Source organism: Klebsiella sp. S69, assembly GCF_016516145.1.
GTDB lineage: Bacteria > Pseudomonadota > Gammaproteobacteria > Enterobacterales > Enterobacteriaceae > Klebsiella > Klebsiella oxytoca.
Genome location: NZ_JACVUU010000033.1, coordinates 57896 through 76828, shown reverse-complemented (window position 1 = coordinate 76828; position 18933 = coordinate 57896). Strand labels below are relative to the sequence as shown.

Below are 18933 nucleotides of genomic sequence, written 5' to 3'. Positions count from 1 at the left end.
CATCGCGTGGAAATACGGCGTAGAGCGTCAGGACGGCCCGACCGCGCTGATTCTGTCGCGTCAGAACCTGGCGCAGCAGGAGCGCACCGAAGAGCAACTGGCGAACGTCGCCCGCGGCGGCTACGTGCTGAAAGATTGCGCCGGTCAGCCGGAGCTGATCTTCATCGCCACCGGCTCTGAAGTGGAGCTGGCGGTTGCCGCTTACGAAAAACTGACTGCCGAAGGCGTGAAGGCGCGCGTGGTTTCCATGCCGTCCACCGACGCGTTCGACAAGCAGGATGCGGCTTACCGTGAAGCGGTGCTGCCGAAAGCGGTCTCTGCGCGCGTGGCCATCGAAGCGGGTATCGCCGACTACTGGTTCAAATACGTGGGCCTGAACGGCGCGATCGTTGGCATGACCACCTTCGGTGAGTCAGCGCCGGCGGAGCAGCTGTTTGAAGAGTTTGGCTTCACCGTGGACAACGTTGTCGCGAAAGCGAAAGCGCTGCTGTAGTCCTTTCCCCCTTCCCGGGGGGCGGCGCGGTAAAGCCGCGCCTTGCCCGGGCTACAGGGCCAGCGCGGTCGGGTAGTCCGGACCGGTGCGCGGCACCGCCAGCGGGAAAAGAATCTGGCTTCACCGTAGACAACGCGGTTGCCAGAGCAAAAGCACTGTTGTTATTTTCGACCGTTAAAATCCGGCCCCTCATCGCTGTCTGGTGGGAGGGCCGTTATAATGTTGATTGTCTATTTCACATATATGTAACGTTGTGATTAACAAAACAGTATCAGACAGACATTTGTGGCATGTTTCTTAACTCGGACAACAGAGAAGGAATAACACCATGGCCACTGAGTATGTTGACTACCTGATCCTCGGCGACGAGCATCACGGCGAAATCCATCGGGATATTAAAAGCCACTCTCTGCGGGTCCGTTCGAAATACGCCGCCGGTTCCGGCAGGGGGGACGCTTCTGCTGCGCAGCCGAAAATGGCGAACTACAAAGTACATGAATATCCGGCGCAGGATGGACGATTTTATCTGGTGGCGACCAACTATTCGCTGGCCGATTTTGACGTTGAGGAAGCGCTAATAAAGTCGAGAATACATCCGCTGAGAAGCTAGCGGCGGTCCTCCCGAAGAGGCCGGGTAATGCTACCCGGCCTGTGAGATGATTAACGACCCGCTTTTAGCTTCTGATAATACTCTTCATAAAGCGTGCTGGCGCTGCCGACATCGTTCTGCCATTCGCCTTTCTGAATCGTCGCGGCGTCCGGATAGAGTGATTTATCATTGGCGACCTCCGGGCTCAGCATTTTACGCGCGGCCAGGTTTGGCGTCGGGTAACCGATAGTTTCTGCAACCTGTTTGGCCACTTTCGGGCGCAGCAGGAAGTTGATCAGCTTCAGCGCGCCGTCGACGTTTTTGGCATTGGCCGGAATCGACAGGCTATCCATCCAGAAGATGCCGCCTTCTTTTGGCCACACGACTTCCAGCGGCGTACCGGCCTGACGCGCAACCCACGCGGAGCCATTCCACACCATGCCGAGATTTACCTCGCCTTCCATATACGGGTTCGCCGGGTTATCGGAGTTGAACGCCGCGACGTTCGGCATTAGTTTTTTCAGCTCGTTATAGGCCGCTTCAATCTCTTTCGGATCGGTAGTATTGCCGGAGTAGCCCAGTTTACGCAGCGCGACCTGGAACACTTCGCGCGCGTCGTCGGTCAGCAGCAGGCTGCTCTTATACTCTGGCTTCCATAGATCCGCCCAGCTGGTAACGGTTTTCGGATCGATCTCATCGCTATTGATTCCGATGGCCGTCGCGCCCCAGATGTACGGAATAGAGTAATCGTTATTCGGGTCGAACGGTTTATTGAGCATTTCAGGATCGAGATTGCCGAAGTTGCTCAGCTTACTCTTATCGATCTTCTGCAGCATGCCCTCTTTACGCATTTTGTCGACGAAGTAGGTGGAAGGTACCACCAGGTCATAAGCGCCGTCTTTATAGGTTTTGAGCTTGGCATACATGGTTTCGTTCGACTCGTAGGTCGAATAGATCACCTTGATGCCGGTCTCTTTGGTGAATTGCTCCAGCAGCCCCGGCGGGACATATTCGGTCCAGTTGTAGAAATAGAGCGTTTTGCTATCGTCCGCGTGCGCGGCGCTCATCCCGATTGCCAGAGCGCCCGCAGCGAGCAGGTGGCGTGACCATTTTTTCATTTTAACGTCCCCTGAGTTTTATCACGTGCAATTATCTGGCTGGCAATGACCATCACCAGCGACAGAACCAACAGAATCGTCGCCAACGCATTGACCTCTGGCGATACCCCAACTTTGACCATCGAATAGATCTTCAGCGGCAGGATCTCATAGCCCGGCCCGGTTACAAACGAAGAGACCACCACATCATCCATCGACAGGGTGAAGCTCAGCAGCCACCCTGCAGCCACCGCGGGCAGCGCCAGCGGCAAAATGATCTTTCGCAGAATCGTCATTTCGCTGGCGCCGAGATCTTTCGCTGCTTCCAGCATCCGCACGTCAAAACCTTTCAGGCGCGAAAACACCGTGACCACCACGAAGGGCAGGCAAAAGGTGATGTGGGAAAACAGCAGCGACCAGAATCCCAGCTGAATACCGATCAGCATAAACAGCACCAGCAGCGAAATCGCCATCACGATATCCGGGGACATCATCACTACAAACAGCATCCCGCTGACGAACGGCTTGCCGCGAAAGCGATAGCGGTACAGCGCGACGGCGGTCAGCGATCCGATAAGCGTAGCGAAAGTCGCCGACAGCACCGCCATGGTCAGCGAGTGCTGCGCTGCCTGCAGCAGACTGTCGTTATTCATCAGCAGGCTATACCAGTTGGTGGTAAAACCCTGCCAGTTAATGCCGAAGCGCGAACTGTTAAACGAGTTAACGATCAGGATAATAATGGGAATGTAGAGATACGCGTAAATAGCGGTCATAAAGCCGCCGCGCAGCAGTCGACCGATCATTCCAGCTCCACCTTTTTATTCAGTAAACGCGCTGCGCGCCAGTAAATCAGCAGCATCAGGCCCATCACCAGCGTTAGCGTAATGCTGGTCGCCGCACCGAACGGCCAGTCGCGGATGTTGAGGAACTGGCTCTTAATGACGTTACCAATCAGTAGGTTTTTCGCGCCGCCCATCAGGTCAGACACGTAGAACAGCCCCATTGCCGGAAGCATCACCAGCAGGCAGCCGGCAATAATGCCCGGCATGGTCAGCGGAATGATGATGCGGATAAAGGTTTGTAGTTTATTGGCGCCGAGATCTTTCGCCGCTTCCAGCAGCGGACAATCGAGCTTTTCGATGCTGGAGTAGAGCGGCATCACCATAAACGGCAGCAGAATATAGACCAGGCCGATAATGACCGCCGATGGCGTATACATGATGCGCAGCGGCGTATCAATGACGCCCAGCCATAATAAAAATTCGTTCAGATAGCCCTTGGTGCTGAGGAAAATTTTCAGTCCGTAGATACGAATCAGCGAATTGGTCCAGAACGGCACAATCAGCAGAAACAGCATCAGCGGGCGTACCTTCTCCGGCAGCCTTGCCAGAAACCAGGCGAAAGGGTAGCCAAGCGCCAGACAGGCCAGGGTCGCCATGAACGCCATATTCAACGAATGCAGCAGCACGTCGTAGTAGAGCGGATCGAGCAGGCGCGCGTAGTTATCCAGCGTAAAGACCTGCTTGACGAAGTTGGTATCGTCGCGGGTCAGAAAGCTGGTGGCGATAATCATCAGGTTGGGCAGAAAGACAAACAGCACAAGCCAACCCACGATGGTGGCAATCACCACATTCTGGAATTTACTGGTGTTCTTCATCGGCCAGCACAACCTCCCAGCTTTCTACCCAGTTAATGGCCATTTTCTGGTCGAGAGAGTGGTCAAAATCAGGGTCGTCTTCATTGAAGAATTCGCTGACCATGACCATTTTGCCGTTTTCCAGTTCGACCACCGATTCCAGCGTCATTCCTTTATAGTTGCGTTCGCGGATATAGCCTATCAGGCCATCGGCTTCATTACTGTGGTGGATCTCATCAACGCGCAGGTCTTCCGGGCGCAGCAGCACGTTGAGCCGCTGGCCTTTTTCAACGGCGAAGTTGACGTAGATATTGCATTCGCGGCCTTCTACGCTGGCACGCACCCGCTGCTCGTCAATCCGCTCGATGACCGTGGCGTTGAAGATGTTGATTTCGCCAATAAAGCTGGCGACAAACAGGTTTTTCGGCTCTTCATAGATTTCGCGCGGCGTGCCGTCCTGCTCGATTTTGCCATCGCGCATCACCACGATACGGTCGGACATGGTCAGCGCCTCTTCCTGATCGTGGGTGACGAAGACGAAGGTGATGCCGAGTTTACGCTGCAGCGCCTTCAGCTCGTTCTGCATCTGTTTACGCAGTTTATAATCAAGCGCTGAGAGGGATTCATCCAGCAGCAGCAGGCGCGGTTTGTTAACCACCGCGCGGGCAATCGCCACGCGCTGCTGCTGTCCGCCGGAAAGCTGATGCGGTTTGCGCTGGGCGAACTCTTCAAGCTGCACCATTCGCAGGGCGTCGTGGACGCGGGGAGCGATTTCCGCCGGCGGGGTTTTCTGCATCCGCAGGCCGAAGGCGACGTTCTCAAACACCGTCATGTGCGGAAAGAGCGCATAGCTTTGAAAGACGGTGTTCACGTGGCGGTTTTCCGCCGGGATATGGGTGATATCTTGATCTTCGAGATGGATTCGGCCGCTATCGACGGTTTCCAGTCCGGCGATAAGACGAAGAACGGTTGTTTTACCGCAGCCAGAGGGGCCAAGCAGGGTGAGAAACTCACCGTTGTTGATGGTCAGATTGAGGCCGGAGATTACCGTTTTACCATCAAAGCTTTTGCGAATTTCCGTCAGCTGAACCAGCGGAGAACGCGAACGCGGTTGTATATTCAATTTTTGACTCTGTCCCATGTAGACGCAGCGGAAAGCTTACCGATGCGGGGTTTGTGGTTAACCACCTTTGGGTTTGCACATAAAATAATAAGGCCGAGCATTCTACGGCAAACGCCTGTAATCGCCAATGATTGATGCGCCATGATGAGCTACCTTTACAACATTATCGTTCGAAATGTATTAAATTCTCATTTGCCGGGCTAAAAATGACCTGACGCAATATTTGTCTTTTCCGGCTTATCAATAATGTTGTCACAAAAGAAGAGGGTGGCTACATGGATAAATTGCTTGAGCGTTTTTTGCAGTACGTTTCTTTGGACACGCAGTCGAAGCCTGGCGTGCGGCAGGTACCGAGCACGGAAGGACAGTGGAAGCTGTTACGGCTGCTTCAGGCGCAGCTTGAAGAAATGGGACTCGTGAACGTGACGCTGAGTGAAAAAGGGACGGTCATGGGCACCCTGCCAGCTAACGTTGCGGGCGATATTCCGGCGATTGGCTTTATTTCCCACGTCGACACGTCGCCTGACTTCAGCGGCAAGAACGTCAATCCGCAGATCGTAGAAAACTATCGCGGCGGTGATATCGCACTCGGTATTGGCGATGAGGTGCTTTCGCCGGTGATGTTCCCGGTACTGCACCAGCTGCTGGGGCAGACGCTGATTACCACCGATGGTAAAACGCTGCTCGGCGCCGATGATAAAGCCGGTATCGCGGAGATAATGACCGCGCTGGCGACGTTGAAGGCGAAGGAGATTCCCCACGGCGATATCCGCGTGGCCTTTACGCCAGACGAAGAGGTGGGCAAAGGGGCGAAGCATTTCGATGTCGCCGCGTTTGATGCCCGCTGGGCCTATACCGTCGACGGCGGCGGCGTGGGCGAACTGGAGTTTGAGAATTTTAACGCCGCGTCGGTTACGATTAAGATCGTGGGCAATAATGTGCATCCTGGCACCGCGAAAGGAGTGATGGTCAACGCCCTGTCGCTGGCGGCGCGTATCCATGCCGAGGTGCCTGCTGACGAAGCGCCGGAAGCCACCGAAGGCTATGAGGGCTTCTATCATCTGGCCAGTATCAAAGGCACGGTGGATCGCGCCGACATGCACTACATCATCCGCGACTTTGACCGTAAGCAGTTTGAAGCCCGCAAGCGCAAAATGATGGAGATCGCCAAAAAGGTCGGCAAAGGGCTGCATCCGGATTGTTATATTGAGCTGGTCATCGAAGACAGCTATTACAATATGCATGAGAAGGTGATGGCGCATCCGCACGTGGTGGAGATTGCCCGTCAGGCGATGGTGGATTGCCAAATCGATCCGCAGATGAAGCCGATTCGCGGCGGTACCGACGGCGCCCAGCTCTCCTTTATGGGGCTGCCGTGCCCGAACCTGTTTACCGGCGGCTATAACTACCACGGCAAGCATGAGTTTGTGACGCTCGAAGGCATGGAGAAGGCGGTGCAGGTGATTGTGCGCATCGCCGAGCTAACGGCAAAACGAGGCGCGTAACGTACAGGCCCGGTAAGGCGTTAGCCGCTACCGGGCGAACCAAAGACTTAGTCCTCAAAGAACCAGTAGCCGCTGTTGACCAGCGCGGCCAGCAGGGCGAGGAAGGAGGGATCTTCCAGCGCATCGCCAAGATGCTCTGCATTGAGCGTCAGGTGGGTTGCCAGCGCGTCCAGCGCCGGGCGGTGCGGAGAGTTAATTTTCTCGCCATTGACGAACACCTCACCATCAATTCGCAGCACGCGCAGGCCGCCGAGACGTGTCAGCTTATCCCCCTGCTGCAGGGCATCGTAAATCTCATCCGGCTGGTACGGCGGCTCCGGCGGCGCCACGTCCAGCTCGTGGCGGGACTGAGTAATAAATTCGCCAAACCACTGCTTAAAGTGCTCTGGCTGATTAATTAAACCCAGCATCATATCGCGCAGGCGGTCCAGCTCGATGGGCAGAATATCCGCAGGATGCTCGCGCGACGGCACGTCCGGGTCGGCGTAGCGCTGGCTACCCAGTTCACGCTGCAGAATATAATCGGCAAAGCCGCTGAACAGCTCGCGGGCGTTAGGCGCGCGATAGCCGACCGAATAGTTGAGCGAGTTTTCCAGCGAGTAGCCTTCGTGCGGGAACCCCGGTGGGATATAGAGAATATCGCCGGGCTCCATCTCTTCATCGATAATGGCTTCAAACGGGTCGACCTGCAGCAGGTCCGGGTGCGGACAATGTTGCTTCATCGGCACCTTTTCGCCCACGCGCCAGCGGCGGCGACCGGTACCCTGAATGATAAACACGTCGTATTGGTCGAGATGCGGGCCGACGCCGCCTCCCGGAACGGAAAACGAGATCATCAGATCGTCAATGCGCCAGTCGGGAAGGGCGCGGAACGGGTGCATCAGCGCCGCCGTCGGCTGGTGCCAGTTATTGACCGCCTGTACCAGCAGCGACCAGTTATTTTCGCTCAGATGGTCGTAGCTCTCAAACGGACCGTGGCTGACCTGCCATTTACCGTCCTGATGACTGACCAGGCGACTGTCGACTTCGCTCTCCATCGCCAGTCCGGCCAGCTCGTCCGGGCTTAACGGATCGACGAAATTAGCAAAGCCCCGTTTCAGCACTACCGGGCGTTTTTGCCAGTAGCGTTCGATAAAGTCGGGCCAGTTAAGCGTTAATTGATAATCCATATTTATATTCCACAGCAGGTGTCTGTCAGGGATTATAACGGATGCGGCACCAGCATGATGCAGGCGCCGTTAAAAAACCGACTGTTTTAGCTCTCTTTATCTTCCAGGGCCTGGCGGCCAAAAATAACTTCCATGCAGGCGCCGCCGAGCAGGCTCTCTTCGGCGAGAATTCGACCATCGTACTGGGCAACGATATCGCGCGCGACGGAGAGCCCCACGCCCTGGCCGGGACGCAGCGTGTCGGCGCGCTGGCCGCGATCGAATACCGCGCTGCGCATCGTGTGGGGGATCCCGGGACCATCATCCTCTACGAGGATGTGTAAATGGTTGTCGTTGGTCTGACGGACGGAGACTTCGACAAACTCCAGACAGTATTTGCAGGCGTTATCAAGCACGTTGCCCATCACTTCCATAAAATCATTCTTTTCGCCGACAAAACTGATTTCCGGCGAAATATCCAGGCTAATATTCACGCCTTTGCGCTGGTAAACTTTATTCAGCGCCGAGGTCAGGCTATCGAGCAGCGGAGCGATGGGATGCAGCTCGCGACTCAGCAGCGACCCGCCGCTGCGCATGCTGGCACGGTGCAGGTAGTAGCCGATCTGCTGCGAGATACGGCTAATCTGCTCCAGCATTACCGGCTCTGCTTCGTTGACGCTGAGCTTCTCGCCGCGCATGGAGCGTAAGGTGCTCTGCATCACTGCGAGAGGCGTTTTCAGGCTATGGGTCAGGTCGGTCAGGGTAGTGCGGTATTTGTCATAACGCTCGCGTTCGCTTTTCAGCAAGCGGTTGAGATTGCTGACCAGCCGCGTAAGCTCCCGGGTGGTGTTGGGATTGAGCAGTTCACGGTGATGCTCCTCCAGTTCGCGCACCTCTTTGGCCAGCGATTCAATAGGGCGCAAGCTCCACCATGCCGCCACCCATAATAACGGGATCACCAGCAGCAGGTTGGCCGCCAGTACGTAGATAAACCAGCTCCATACCATGTACGAGCGCTTGAGCTCCACCGGTATGGTGTCGACAACCACGATGCTGAGCTGCGGCATGGTGCTGGTGGCCGGATAGATATTGATCGCCACCGAGTGGGTCATTTCGGAGCTGTCGTCCTCTTCCCGAATGGCATTCAGCTGCTGTTGGATCTCATGATTGTTGTGCTGCAGCATGCTGCTGCTGTCCACGTCGGCCTCAATTTCATGAAAGCCGTTGTTTTTGAGCCATTCCGGTTGGATACGCTTCACCAGCCAGGGAACATCGCGCTGCGCCCATAATAACCGACCGTGAGCGTCGTAAATCAGCGTCACCGTCGGACTTTGCATATTGAGGTTGTCGGGAATATCAACGTCGATGGCGTTGTTTTCCCACTTCGCCAGCATATAGAACAGGTTGCTCTCGCCGCGCAGCAGGCGGAAGGTGGTTTTATCAAAGCTTACGCTATAGCCGACCAGCGCGACCATGCCATAAGACAGCGACAGGATCAGCACCACGGCGGCCGTCGCCAGCAGAAAGCGGACGCGTAACGATAGCGGTAAAATATGCCGCAACAGCCCTTTCATCCGCGCAGTTCGAACAGATAGCCCTGGCCGCGCACGGTGGTAATCACATCCTGCGGATACTCAGCCTGGATTTTTTTACGCAATCGTCCCATCAGCACATCGATAGTATGGCTTTCGCGCAGCTCGGCGTCGGGATAGAGCTGCAGCATCAATGAATCTTTGCTGACTACTTTGCCCCGGTTACGGATCAGGGTTTCCATAATGGTGTATTCAAACGCCGTCAGCTTGATGGGCTGGTCATTAACCGACAGCTCGCGACGCGATAAATCTACCTGGAATGGCGGTATTGAGATCACCTGCGATGCGAGGCCGCTGTTGCGCCGCAGAAGCGCCTGCATACGCGCGGCGACCTCTTCGATGTGAAACGGCTTGGTGACGTAGTCATCCGCTCCGGCGCTCAGAACCTCGACTTTATCTTGCCAGCCTTCGCGCGCGGTGAGGACCAGAACCGGTACCGATACGTCGTGGCTGCGCCAGCGGCGAATCAGCGAGAGGCCGTCTTCATCCGGCAGGCCAAGATCGACAATGGCGATGTCCGGAACGTGTTCACCCAGATAGTAATCCGCTTCCTTTGCGTCTTCCGCCGCATCTACCTGATGGCCAAGCTCCTGTAGCTGAACTTTCAGGTGATGGCGCAGCAGAGCGTTATCCTCAACCACGAGTACGCGCATGCCCGTTCTCCATTTTATTTATGATTTGAATAGTTTAGCGCTAATTATACACCTTTAATATAAACAGCTGTTAAATAAAGAATTTTATTTAATTTTTTGTACCTTAGCCTCATGAAAATTCAACGGTAATCCGTCCTCGGCCATCGGCGTCATCACGGGAACCGGGCGCTGCGTACGTTTATCGATCAGTACCGAGTGGCGTTCGCCATCGGCAAAGAGATGCTGCTCTCCCCACTGGCGTAGCGCAACGACGACAGGGAACAAGCGCTGGCCTTTTTCCGTCAGTACGTATTCCTGATAGGCCGTGCCGTCTGAGGCGGATTGGGTAGTGAGAATACCCGAGTTTAGCAATTTGTGCAGACGGTCGGAGAGAATATTACGCGCTATACCAAGGCTTCGCTGGAAATCGCTGAAGCGACTCATGCCATCAAAGGCATCGCGCACAATCAACAGCGACCAGCGGTCGCCGATAATATCCACACTTCGGGCGACGGGGCAGGTTGTGTTTTCCCTGTTTTCTGATGAGGACACAGGCGCTCCTGAGGAAGTGGCAAACTAGTTGCATTTTAAAACTTCATGCTCCAGACTGCAATGAGTTTTGTTTTGAAACCAGAATGCTCCAGGGGGGAAGGATGAAAGCGACATTATTATCGCCATCGCCAGAGGGGCCGCCAACGGTCATGCCGCGTAGTCTGGTGCTGCTGTTTGCTATCGCCAGCGGCCTGAGCGTGGCAAATGTTTATTACGCACAACCGCTCCTTGATGCCCTGGCGCGCGATTTTGCGATCGGCCACGCCGCGATCGGTGGCGCGATCGCGGCAACTCAGCTTGGCTGCGCGCTGGCTTTGTTATTGCTGGTACCGCTGGGAGACAGGCTGAATCGCCGCCGACTGATGGCGACGCAGGTGATATTACTGATCGCTGCGCTATTTGCCGTCAGTCTGGCAACATCGACAGTAATGCTGATAGCCAGCATGCTTGCCGTTGGTCTGCTGGGTACCGCCATGACGCAGGGGTTGATTGCTTATGCCGCAAGCGCGGCCGCCCCCTCTGAACAGGGCAGGGTAGTGGGCGCAGCGCAAAGCGGGGTCTTTATTGGATTGCTGCTGGCGCGGGTATTTTCGGGAAGCATCAGCGATCTATTCGGCTGGCGTGGGGTATATATCTTTGCCGCTTTGCTGATGTTAGGCATCGCGCTTCCCCTGTGGCGTCGTCTGCCGGTACTGGCGGTTGCATCGCGCCCACTGAGCTATCCTCAGCTTCTGATATCCATGCTGGCGCTGCTGCGTCAGGAGAAAAACCTGCAGGTGCGAGGCATGCTGGCATTACTGATGTTTGCCGCGTTCAATATCTTCTGGAGCGCGTTAGTTTTGCCGTTAAGCGCGCCACCCTTTAGCTTTTCTCATACCGAGATTGGCGCCCTGGGCCTGGTGGGCGCGATCGGCGCCCTGGCGGCAGGTCGCGCTGGTCAATGGGCCGACCGCGGATATGCCCAGCGCACCAGCGCCGCGGCCCTGGTGATATTGCTGATGGCGTGGTGGCCTTTATCACTGATGACATGGTCGCCAGCGGCGCTGCTGATTGGCATTGTCATGCTGGATCTCGGCGGCCAGGCGCTGCACGTCACTAATCAGAGCATGATTTTCCGTAGCCGTCCTGAGGCGCACAGCAGACTGGTCGGTTTGTATATGCTGTTTTATGCTCTCGGCAGCGCGCTGGGAGCGATAAGTACGACTGCGGTATATGCCAGCGCAGGATGGCAAGGCGTCTGCCTGCTGGGAGCATCAGTTAGCCTGCTGGCGCTGCTATTCTGGTTAATAACCCGGGGGATGACGACGAGCAGATGAGAGGGAGGAAAAATAACCCTCTTTCCCGGCGGAAAGAGGGTCGAAAGGCTTACTTCAGTTCGTCAACCATCGTGGTCGCGCGGCCGATGTAGTTAGCCGGGGTCATGGCTTTGAGGCGAACTTTTTCATCTTCCGGCAGCGCCAGGCTGTCAATAAACTGCTGCATGCCTTCGGCATCGACGCGCTTGCCGCGGGTCAGCTCTTTCAGCTTCTCGTACGGCTTCTCGATGCCGTAGCGACGCATGACGGTCTGGATCGGCTCGGCCAGAACTTCCCAGTTGTGGTCCAGCTCATCCAGCAGACGGTCTTGATTCAGCTCCAGCTTGCTCACGCCTTTCAGGGTTGACTGATAGGCGATCAGCGCGTAGCCGATGCCCACGCCGAGGTTGCGCAGCACGGTGGAGTCGGTCAGATCACGCTGCCAGCGGGAAACCGGCAGTTTACTTGCCAGATGCTGCATAACCGCGTTGGCCAGACCGAGGTTGCCTTCGGAGTTCTCGAAGTCGATCGGGTTGACTTTATGCGGCATGGTTGAGGAGCCGATTTCGCCAGCAATGGTTTTCTGCTTGAAATGGTTGAGCGCGATGTAGCCCCACACGTCACGGTCGAAATCAATCAGGATGGTATTGAAGCGGGCGACGCAGTCGAACAGCTCGGCGATATAGTCGTGCGGCTCAATCTGGGTGGTGTACGGGTTCCACTGGATGCCCAGAGAAGTCACGAACTCTTCGCTAAACTGATGCCAGTCAACTTCCGGATAGGCAGCGATATGGGCGTTATAGTTACCTACCGCGCCGTTGATTTTGCCAAGGATTTCGATCTGGTTCAGCTGACGATACTGACGCTCCATACGGTAAGCGACGTTGGCCATCTCTTTACCCATGGTGGACGGCGTAGCCGGCTGACCGTGAGTACGGGAAAGCAGTGGGATATCGCGATACTGTACCGCCAGCTCTTTCACCGCGTCGATGAGCTTGCGCCAGTATGGCAGGATCACTTCGTCGCGAGCGGTTTTCAGCATCAGCGCGTGGGACAGATTGTTGATGTCCTCGGAGGTGCAGGCAAAGTGGATAAACTCGGAGACCGCGTGCAGTTCAGCCACGTCGGCGACTTTTTCCTTGAGGAAATACTCAACCGCTTTGACGTCGTGGTTGGTGGTGCGCTCGATAGTTTTGATGCGCTCTGCATCTTCTACGCTAAAATCGGCGACGATTTTATCAAGGTAACCGTTTGCGTGGGCAGCAAAAGCAGGAACTTCCTTGATCGCTGCGTGCGCGGCCAGTTTTTGCAACCAACGCACTTCTACCTGAACGCGGAATTTCAGCAAACCGAATTCGCTGAAGATACCGCGCAGCGCGCTGACTTTGTCGCCGTAGCGGCCGTCGACTGGGGAAACGGCGGTCAGTGAGGATAATTCCATAGATCACAACTCCGGGGTTAAATGAGCAAGAATTTGTTTGGCCTGGTTAACCAGACGATTACGAGAAAACATTAGCTGCAGACGGCCGCCGCCGACCTGGTGCCAGAGCACCGCAGAGCGAATACCCGCCAGCAGGGCAGAGCGAACCTTTGCCTGAACCTGAGGGCTTTGCAGCACGGCTGGAGAGCCGGTGACCTGAATACGCGGGCCCAGCGGGCTAATAACATCCACATAGATGCCCGCCATTGCGCTAAGCAGCGTCTCGGATTGCAGATCGAAATGTTCAAGCTGACGGCGCAGACCGCCGATACGGTTGCCGAGGGTATCCATGGCTCCTTTGCTGGCGGCAAGCTTACGTTCCAGCACCATCAGGCTTAAAGTATAGCGGGTGAGTTCGGCGTTCAGCCCCTGGCGACTGCTGGTATTCAGCACGCCGATGAGGGTTTCCAGCCCGAGGCGAAGATTGGCTTCACTACCACCGAACACCGCCAGCGTAGACTCCGGGTCGAGATCGATGATGCTGTTCAGCGACACATGCAGGGCGTCGCTATCGCAGTGCCCCTGGTGCGCCAGTTCCTGAACCAGACGCGCGGCCTGGCAAACGCCGGCCAGCGCCAGCGTAATGTCATAATAATTCTTCGCCACACATTCTCCTTGTAAACCGCCAAATACCCGGCTGGGGCCTTCAGCGGCTGATATGTCTGTCAGGCCTGCAGCGGCAAGCGCTGTTCGATAATCCCGCCGCCGAGGCATACTTCGCCGTTGTAGAAGACCGCAGACTGGCCCGGCGTGACGGCGGCTACAGGCTCATCAAAGATCACTTCAATGCGGTCATCATCCAGCGCTTTCACGGTGCAGGAGATGTCGGTCTGACGGTAACGGGTTTTTACCGTGCAGCGCAGCGTGCCCGTGAGCGGCTCGCGGTCAACCCAGTGCAGCTGTTGAGCAATCAACCCCACGGACATCAGGCGCGGATGGTCATGGCCCTGAGCGACAATCAAAATATTGTTTTCGACATCTTTGTCGACCACATACCACGGGTCTTCGCCGCCGTCTTTGATACCGCCGATGCCCAGACCTTTACGCTGCCCCAGCGTGTGGTACATCAGACCCTGATGCTCGCCAACTTCGTCGCCGTCAACGCTGATAATTTTACCCGGCTGAGCAGGCAGGTAGCGGCCCAGGAATTCGCGGAATTTGCGTTCGCCGATGAAACAGATACCGGTCGAGTCTTTTTTCTTCGCGGTGATGAGATCCAGCTCTTCGGCGATTTTACGCACCTGCGGCTTTTCCAGCTCCCCCACCGGGAACAGGCTTTGCGCGATCTGTTCGTGGCTCAAGGTATAGAGGAAGTAGCTCTGGTCTTTATTACCGTCGAGGCCGCGCAGCAGCTGGCTCTTGCCGTTGACGTCGGCCCGGCGCACGTAGTGGCCGGTGGCGATGTAATCAGCGCCGAGATCTTCTGCGGCAAATTCGAGGAAGGCTTTAAATTTAATTTCTTTATTGCACAGAATATCCGGGTTGGGCGTGCGTCCGGCTTTATACTCTGCAAGGAACAATTCAAACACGTTGTCCCAGTATTCTGCGGCAAAGTTGACGGTGTGAAGTTCAATCCCGAGCTTATCGCAAACGGCCTGCGCGTCGGCAAGATCCGCCGCTGCGGTGCAGTATTCCTCGCCGTCGTCTTCTTCCCAGTTCTTCATGAACAGGCCTTCCACCTTATACCCTTGCTGGAGCAGCAGGTAGGCGGAAACTGAGGAATCAACCCCGCCGGACATGCCGACGATCACTTTTTTCTGGCTTTCTGACATTGGATTACTCACTACATTGAACTTCGAGGCGGCGTATTCTAGCACGCGTCCTCCGTTGAGGCACCCCCTGTAAACGGCCAGTTAAATTCGCCGATGAGCGCCAGCGGGAAGCGCGGATCCTGCTGATAGCTGCGAATGCTCTCGGCAACCAGCTGCGAACGCAGGTTGCTCGCGCTAAGAATTTCCTCAGCGCTGAGCCACAGGCAGCGGTCGATATCGCTATCGTGGGGCTCGGTGGCGCACGTATCGTTAAGCTCGATGGTAAAGAGGAAACGCAAAAATGGCGTGCGATCCGGGGCTATCCACTGATGCAGGCGGAGAAAGTGCTGCGGCGTCGCGCGAATGCCGGTCTCTTCCCAAAGCTCGCGTTCTGCGGCCTGAACCAGGGTTTCATCGGCTTCGAGATGGCCTGCCGGCTGGTTCCATAACGCTTTACCTTTGATCGTCTCTTCAACAACCAGGAATTTGCCTTTAGCGTGAACCACGCAGGCGACGGTGACGTGCGGCTTAAACATAGTGCATCCTTTGATAAGTGCCGATCTTGCATGTATGAAATCAGGCGATGAATTTCGATATGCTCTTCGTTCCACTTTATTATGGTTCAAATCCTTCTGCGACATCCGGCCAGCGAATAACGCCGCTGAGTTTATTAACGCTGATGTAAGCGATGACGGGTGATGTTTCCGGGTCGCCTGCACCGCGACAACGCGGAGATTGATGATCTTCACGCACCATCATTTGTATCTCTTTTTCCGCGTCCCAGCTTTCATAAAATATACAGCTATAGTCGTGACGTAAATTAAGGGTTACCAGCCGCGATGCTTTGTCCGTTGATAGCGGATTGATATCCTCGCGATAGCTATCGCCGTGCTTTGAAGGGATAAGCCGTGTTTTTTTCAGCCAGCCACGCACGATATGGCGATCGGCGGTGTAATAAACGGCCTCAATATAACCATCTTTAGATTGCTCCTGAGCGGAAACGGTATCCCCGGGTAATAAAAAAAAAGGTACGGCTGCGGCATTGTTCATCAGGCATTGTGTAGAACCAGGCCCGTCCGGATCCTTGAACCTGATAGTGATTATGCAGGGCAGGCGCCTCGCTTACGCGCTGCGGCATCGCCTGGTTCGCCCATTGCTGACATTCTTTGCTAACGGGTAGGGGATTCTTCTGTATTGCCAGCCCGGCAGCGTTCACCCAGCCAACGGCAAATTGCCCATTCGAATCGCGAAAACGTATGTATTGATACCGATCGCTAAGAGAGCCACCCGACGCCATGCTGCGAAGCACTTCGACGTTATCCCCGGTAATCAAAAAGGCTGGAAGCTGGCATTTGGCGGCTGGTGCGGAATAGAAATGCAGCCGACCCTTAGTTTTTACCCGCGCTGTATTATAGATGTAAGCAGCCTCACCAGCAGCGATGCCAGCAAGCACCTCACAGCGCTCTTCTGCACAGCTGAATGATGAGATGCAGCACAGGCTCAGCGCGCAAATAAAGCGTAAGCGCATATTTTCTTCCCTGAAACGGCAGTAAAAAGTTAATTTAGTTATTCAGCCTTCCGCCATTCGCCGTTGGCCAGACCATCCAGCGTATAGCCTCCCATCGCATAGCGAATCAGGCGCAGCGTGGGAAAGCCGACGTGGGCGGTCATCCGCCGCACCTGGCGATTGCGCCCTTCATAGAGGGTAATTTTAAGCCAGCTGGTAGGAATGGATTTACGCTCGCGGATGGGGGGATGACGCGGCCAGAGCCACTCTGGCTCCGCTACACGCTCCACTCCCGCTGGCAGAGTGGGGCCGTCATTAAGCGTGACGCCGTCGCGGAGCGCGGTCAGCGCATCCGCCGTGGGTTCACCTTCCACCTGAACGTAATAAACTTTACCGGTGCGCTTACCCGGTTGGGTGAGAGCCGCCTGCAGCGCGCCGTCGTTGGTCAGCACCAGCAGGCCTTCGCTATCGCGGTCCAGTCGACCGGCGGCATAGACGCCGGCAACCGGAATAAAATCTTTTAGCGTGCTGCGCCCGGCTTCATCGGTAAATTGCGGCAATACATCGTATGGTTTATTGAACAAGATCACAGTTTTTGGCTGGCGTTCTTTACGTTGTCTGGTGACTTGTTGCGTGCTGAATCGCTCAACGCGATGTTTTCTAAATGAAGTTTTTTGCATGGTATTTTCAGACTCTGTCAATTGCCGCATTATAGCCTAATTACGAATGCCTTTCATGGACGCAAACATTCAGGTAGTATTGACATGCTCATTACAACTTATTAACAAAAAGGTTGCTCAAACCGATTCGCATTACAGGAAGGCGACACGGACGCGAAATCTCCGGTTAGCGGGATATTCCACTGACGGGAGTGGGCGAATAAAGCCAACGCCCGGCTAGCGTGAAGAGGGAAGAGCAGAACCAGAAGCGCTCGAAGGAGAGGTTAATGGAAAGCAAAGTAGTAGTTCCGGCGGAAGGTCAAAAAATCACCCTGCAAAACGGCAAGCTGAACGTCCCTAATAACCCGATTATCCCGTTCATCGAAGGCGATGGTATCGGCGTTGACGTCACTCCGGCGATGCTGAAAGTGGTTGATGCTGCCGTTGAGAAAGCCTATAAGGGCGAGCGTAAAATTTCCTGGATGGAAGTTTACACCGGTGAAAAATCGACCCAGGTTTATGGCCAGGATGTCTGGCTGCCTGCCGAAACTCTTGATCTGATTCGTGAATATCGTGTTGCTATCAAAGGCCCTCTGACTACGCCAGTCGGCGGCGGCATTCGTTCTCTGAACGTTGCCCTGCGTCAGGAACTGGACCTCTACGTTTGCCTGCGTCCGGTTCGTTACTACCAGGGTACACCGAGCCCGGTTAAGCATCCTGAACTGACCGATATGGTTATCTTCCGCGAAAACTCCGAAGACATCTACGCCGGTATCGAGTGGAAAGCAGACTCTGCTGAAGCGGATAAAGTCATCAAATTCCTGCGTGATGAAATGGGCGTGAAGAAAATTCGCTTCCCGGAACATTGCGGCATCGGCATCAAGCCGTGCTCTGAAGAAGGCACCAAACGCCTGGTTCGCGCCGCCATCGAATACGCTATCACCAACGATCGCGATTCTCTGACCCTGGTGCACAAAGGCAACATCATGAAATTCACCGAAGGCGCGTTTAAAGACTGGGGCTACCAGCTGGCACGCGAAGAGTTCGGCGGTGAGCTGATTGACGGCGGCCCGTGGATGAAGATCAAAAACCCGAACACCGGGAAAGAGATTGTCGTTAAAGACGTTATCGCCGACGCCTTCCTGCAGCAGATCCTGCTGCGTCCGGCGGAGTACGATGTCATCGCCTGTATGAACCTGAACGGTGACTATATTTCTGACGCCCTGGCGGCGCAGGTTGGCGGTATCGGTATTGCCCCGGGTGCAAACATCGGTGACGAGTGCGCGCTGTTTGAAGCGACCCACGGTACTGCGCCGAAATATGCCGGCCAGGATAAAGTGAACCCAGGTTCCATCATCCTGTCCGCCGAAATGATGCTGCGTCACATGCAGTGGTTCGAAGCCGCAGACCTGATTGTTAAAGGCACCGAAGGCGCAATCGCCGCCAAGACCGTGACCTATGACTTTGAACGTCTGATGGAAGGCGCTAAGCTGCTGAAATGTTCAGAGTTTGGCGACGCAATCATCGCGAACATGTAATCCAGTCTCTGGGTTAAACAAAACGGGAGCCGATGGGTTCCCGTTTTTTTTACTCTGCGGACAACGTCCCGGGTTGGATCGCGTCGCTTACGCAGGGTTAAAAGGAAGGGTATAGCGGTCTTTCATCCAATTTTAAACAGCGGTAAAGCTTCTCTTCGCCGCTGTAAAGATAGCTAAATGCATCTGTAGACACCGAGTGGAAGAGAATATCCCCGTTGGCAAAGGGGATCAGTTCCATATCGCCTGAGCGTTTGTGCCCTGCGCCGGTCTCAAAATTATTCTGCCATTTTTCCTGAGTATGATCGTAAACATGCAAAATGACCTCCACGAGGCCTC

Annotated in this window: 21 protein-coding genes; 5 read left to right on the top strand and 16 right to left on the bottom strand. The window is 55.3% G+C overall.

The genetic code is table 11. The features are described from left to right. Both IAE27_RS26520 and IAE27_RS26515 read left to right on the top strand, forming a co-directional pair. Positions 1 to 493 (top strand): transketolase-like TK C-terminal-containing protein (locus tag IAE27_RS26520; RefSeq protein WP_320159733.1); only part of this gene is annotated, 493 nt, incomplete at its 5' end. Between the two features lie 328 nt (positions 494 to 821). Then, positions 822 to 1103 carry a hypothetical protein gene (locus IAE27_RS26515; protein ID WP_004101168.1) on the top strand — a complete coding sequence of 94 codons (282 nt, stop codon included), beginning with the start codon at positions 822 to 824 and terminating at the stop codon, positions 1101 to 1103. Positions 1104 to 1153: 50 nt separating this feature from the next. On the opposite strand, the gene potD is transcribed toward IAE27_RS26515, so the two are convergent. From potD to potA, 4 genes are read right to left on the bottom strand one after another with little or no spacing between them, the layout of a single operon-like run. Continuing rightward, positions 1154 to 2200, bottom strand: a complete 1047-nt coding sequence (potD, locus tag IAE27_RS26510; RefSeq protein WP_115239688.1) for a spermidine/putrescine ABC transporter substrate-binding protein PotD — start codon at positions 2198 to 2200, stop codon at positions 1154 to 1156. Beyond that, on the bottom strand, positions 2197 to 2982 hold the full coding sequence (gene potC, locus IAE27_RS26505; RefSeq protein WP_004101171.1) for a spermidine/putrescine ABC transporter permease PotC: 786 nt from the start codon (positions 2980 to 2982) through the stop codon (positions 2197 to 2199). Before potC ends, potD begins: the two co-directional genes overlap by 4 nt. After that, complete coding sequence (gene potB, locus IAE27_RS26500; protein ID WP_200093086.1) at positions 2979 to 3836, bottom strand: spermidine/putrescine ABC transporter permease PotB; 858 nt, start codon at positions 3834 to 3836, stop codon at positions 2979 to 2981. Before potB ends, potC begins: the two co-directional genes overlap by 4 nt. After that, positions 3820 to 4956, bottom strand: a complete 1137-nt coding sequence (potA, locus tag IAE27_RS26495; protein WP_023320723.1) for a spermidine/putrescine ABC transporter ATP-binding protein PotA — start codon at positions 4954 to 4956, stop codon at positions 3820 to 3822. Before potA ends, potB begins: the two co-directional genes overlap by 17 nt. Before the next feature lie 257 nt (positions 4957 to 5213). Between potA and pepT the strand changes: the two genes are divergently transcribed. After that, positions 5214 to 6443 (top strand): peptidase T, encoded by a 1230-nt coding sequence (pepT, locus tag IAE27_RS26490; protein WP_200093082.1) that lies wholly within the window; start codon positions 5214 to 5216, stop codon positions 6441 to 6443. A gap of 47 nt (positions 6444 to 6490) precedes the next feature. Here pepT and IAE27_RS26485 read toward each other — a convergent pair whose 3' ends face one another. The 4 genes from IAE27_RS26485 to IAE27_RS26470 all read right to left on the bottom strand — a co-directional run bounded on the left by IAE27_RS26485 (position 6491) and on the right by IAE27_RS26470 (position 10367). Beyond that, positions 6491 to 7612, bottom strand: a complete 1122-nt coding sequence (locus IAE27_RS26485; RefSeq protein ID WP_200093080.1) for a cupin domain-containing protein — start codon at positions 7610 to 7612, stop codon at positions 6491 to 6493. Positions 7613 to 7698: 86 nt separating this feature from the next. Then, positions 7699 to 9165 (bottom strand): two-component system sensor histidine kinase PhoQ, encoded by a 1467-nt coding sequence (gene phoQ, locus IAE27_RS26480; RefSeq protein ID WP_004101180.1) that lies wholly within the window; start codon positions 9163 to 9165, stop codon positions 7699 to 7701. Then, a complete protein-coding gene (phoP, locus tag IAE27_RS26475) occupies positions 9162 to 9836 on the bottom strand; it encodes a two-component system response regulator PhoP (protein WP_004101181.1) in 675 nt (224 codons plus the stop codon). The genes phoQ and phoP overlap by 4 nt, the downstream gene beginning before the upstream one ends. Before the next feature lie 84 nt (positions 9837 to 9920). Next, a complete protein-coding gene (locus tag IAE27_RS26470; protein ID WP_004101182.1) occupies positions 9921 to 10367 on the bottom strand; it encodes a winged helix-turn-helix transcriptional regulator in 447 nt (148 codons plus the stop codon). Between the two features lie 101 nt (positions 10368 to 10468). On the opposite strand from IAE27_RS26470, the gene IAE27_RS26465 reads away from it, so the two are divergent. After that, a complete protein-coding gene (locus tag IAE27_RS26465; protein WP_108703952.1) occupies positions 10469 to 11683 on the top strand; it encodes an MFS transporter in 1215 nt (404 codons plus the stop codon). A gap of 49 nt (positions 11684 to 11732) precedes the next feature. On the opposite strand, the gene purB is transcribed toward IAE27_RS26465, so the two are convergent. The 7 genes from purB to rluE form a co-directional block, all read right to left on the bottom strand. Beyond that, positions 11733 to 13103 carry an adenylosuccinate lyase gene (gene purB, locus IAE27_RS26460; RefSeq protein WP_004101184.1) on the bottom strand — a complete coding sequence of 457 codons (1371 nt, stop codon included), beginning with the start codon at positions 13101 to 13103 and terminating at the stop codon, positions 11733 to 11735. Between the two features lie 3 nt (positions 13104 to 13106). Further along, the gene (hflD, locus tag IAE27_RS26455) at positions 13107 to 13748 is read right to left on the bottom strand and encodes a high frequency lysogenization protein HflD (RefSeq protein WP_004101185.1); all 642 of its coding nucleotides are present in this window, start codon (positions 13746 to 13748) and stop codon (positions 13107 to 13109) included. Between the two features lie 59 nt (positions 13749 to 13807). Then, complete coding sequence (gene mnmA, locus IAE27_RS26450) at positions 13808 to 14914, bottom strand: tRNA 2-thiouridine(34) synthase MnmA (RefSeq protein ID WP_032728076.1); 1107 nt, start codon at positions 14912 to 14914, stop codon at positions 13808 to 13810. A gap of 38 nt (positions 14915 to 14952) precedes the next feature. Continuing rightward, positions 14953 to 15429 carry an NUDIX hydrolase gene (locus tag IAE27_RS26445; protein WP_135800353.1) on the bottom strand — a complete coding sequence of 159 codons (477 nt, stop codon included), beginning with the start codon at positions 15427 to 15429 and terminating at the stop codon, positions 14953 to 14955. A 79-nt stretch (positions 15430 to 15508) separates the two neighbouring features. Then, a complete protein-coding gene (locus tag IAE27_RS29735; RefSeq protein ID WP_227685307.1) occupies positions 15509 to 15943 on the bottom strand; it encodes a hypothetical protein in 435 nt (144 codons plus the stop codon). Then, the gene (locus tag IAE27_RS29730; RefSeq protein WP_227685306.1) at positions 15873 to 16421 is read right to left on the bottom strand and encodes a hypothetical protein; all 549 of its coding nucleotides are present in this window, start codon (positions 16419 to 16421) and stop codon (positions 15873 to 15875) included. The genes IAE27_RS29735 and IAE27_RS29730 overlap by 71 nt, the downstream gene beginning before the upstream one ends. Positions 16422 to 16459: 38 nt before the next feature. Continuing rightward, entirely contained in the window at positions 16460 to 17110 is a 651-nt protein-coding gene (rluE, locus tag IAE27_RS26435; protein WP_070557282.1) for a 23S rRNA pseudouridine(2457) synthase RluE, read from the bottom strand. A gap of 236 nt (positions 17111 to 17346) precedes the next feature. Here rluE and icd point away from each other — a divergent pair, with 236 nt between their 5' ends. Further along, positions 17347 to 18597, top strand: a complete 1251-nt coding sequence (gene icd, locus IAE27_RS26430) for an NADP-dependent isocitrate dehydrogenase (protein WP_004101197.1) — start codon at positions 17347 to 17349, stop codon at positions 18595 to 18597. A 97-nt stretch (positions 18598 to 18694) separates the two neighbouring features. Here icd and IAE27_RS29725 read toward each other — a convergent pair whose 3' ends face one another. Beyond that, complete coding sequence (locus IAE27_RS29725; protein WP_016808465.1) at positions 18695 to 18913, bottom strand: hypothetical protein; 219 nt, start codon at positions 18911 to 18913, stop codon at positions 18695 to 18697. Positions 18914 to 18933: the final 20 nt, after the last annotated feature.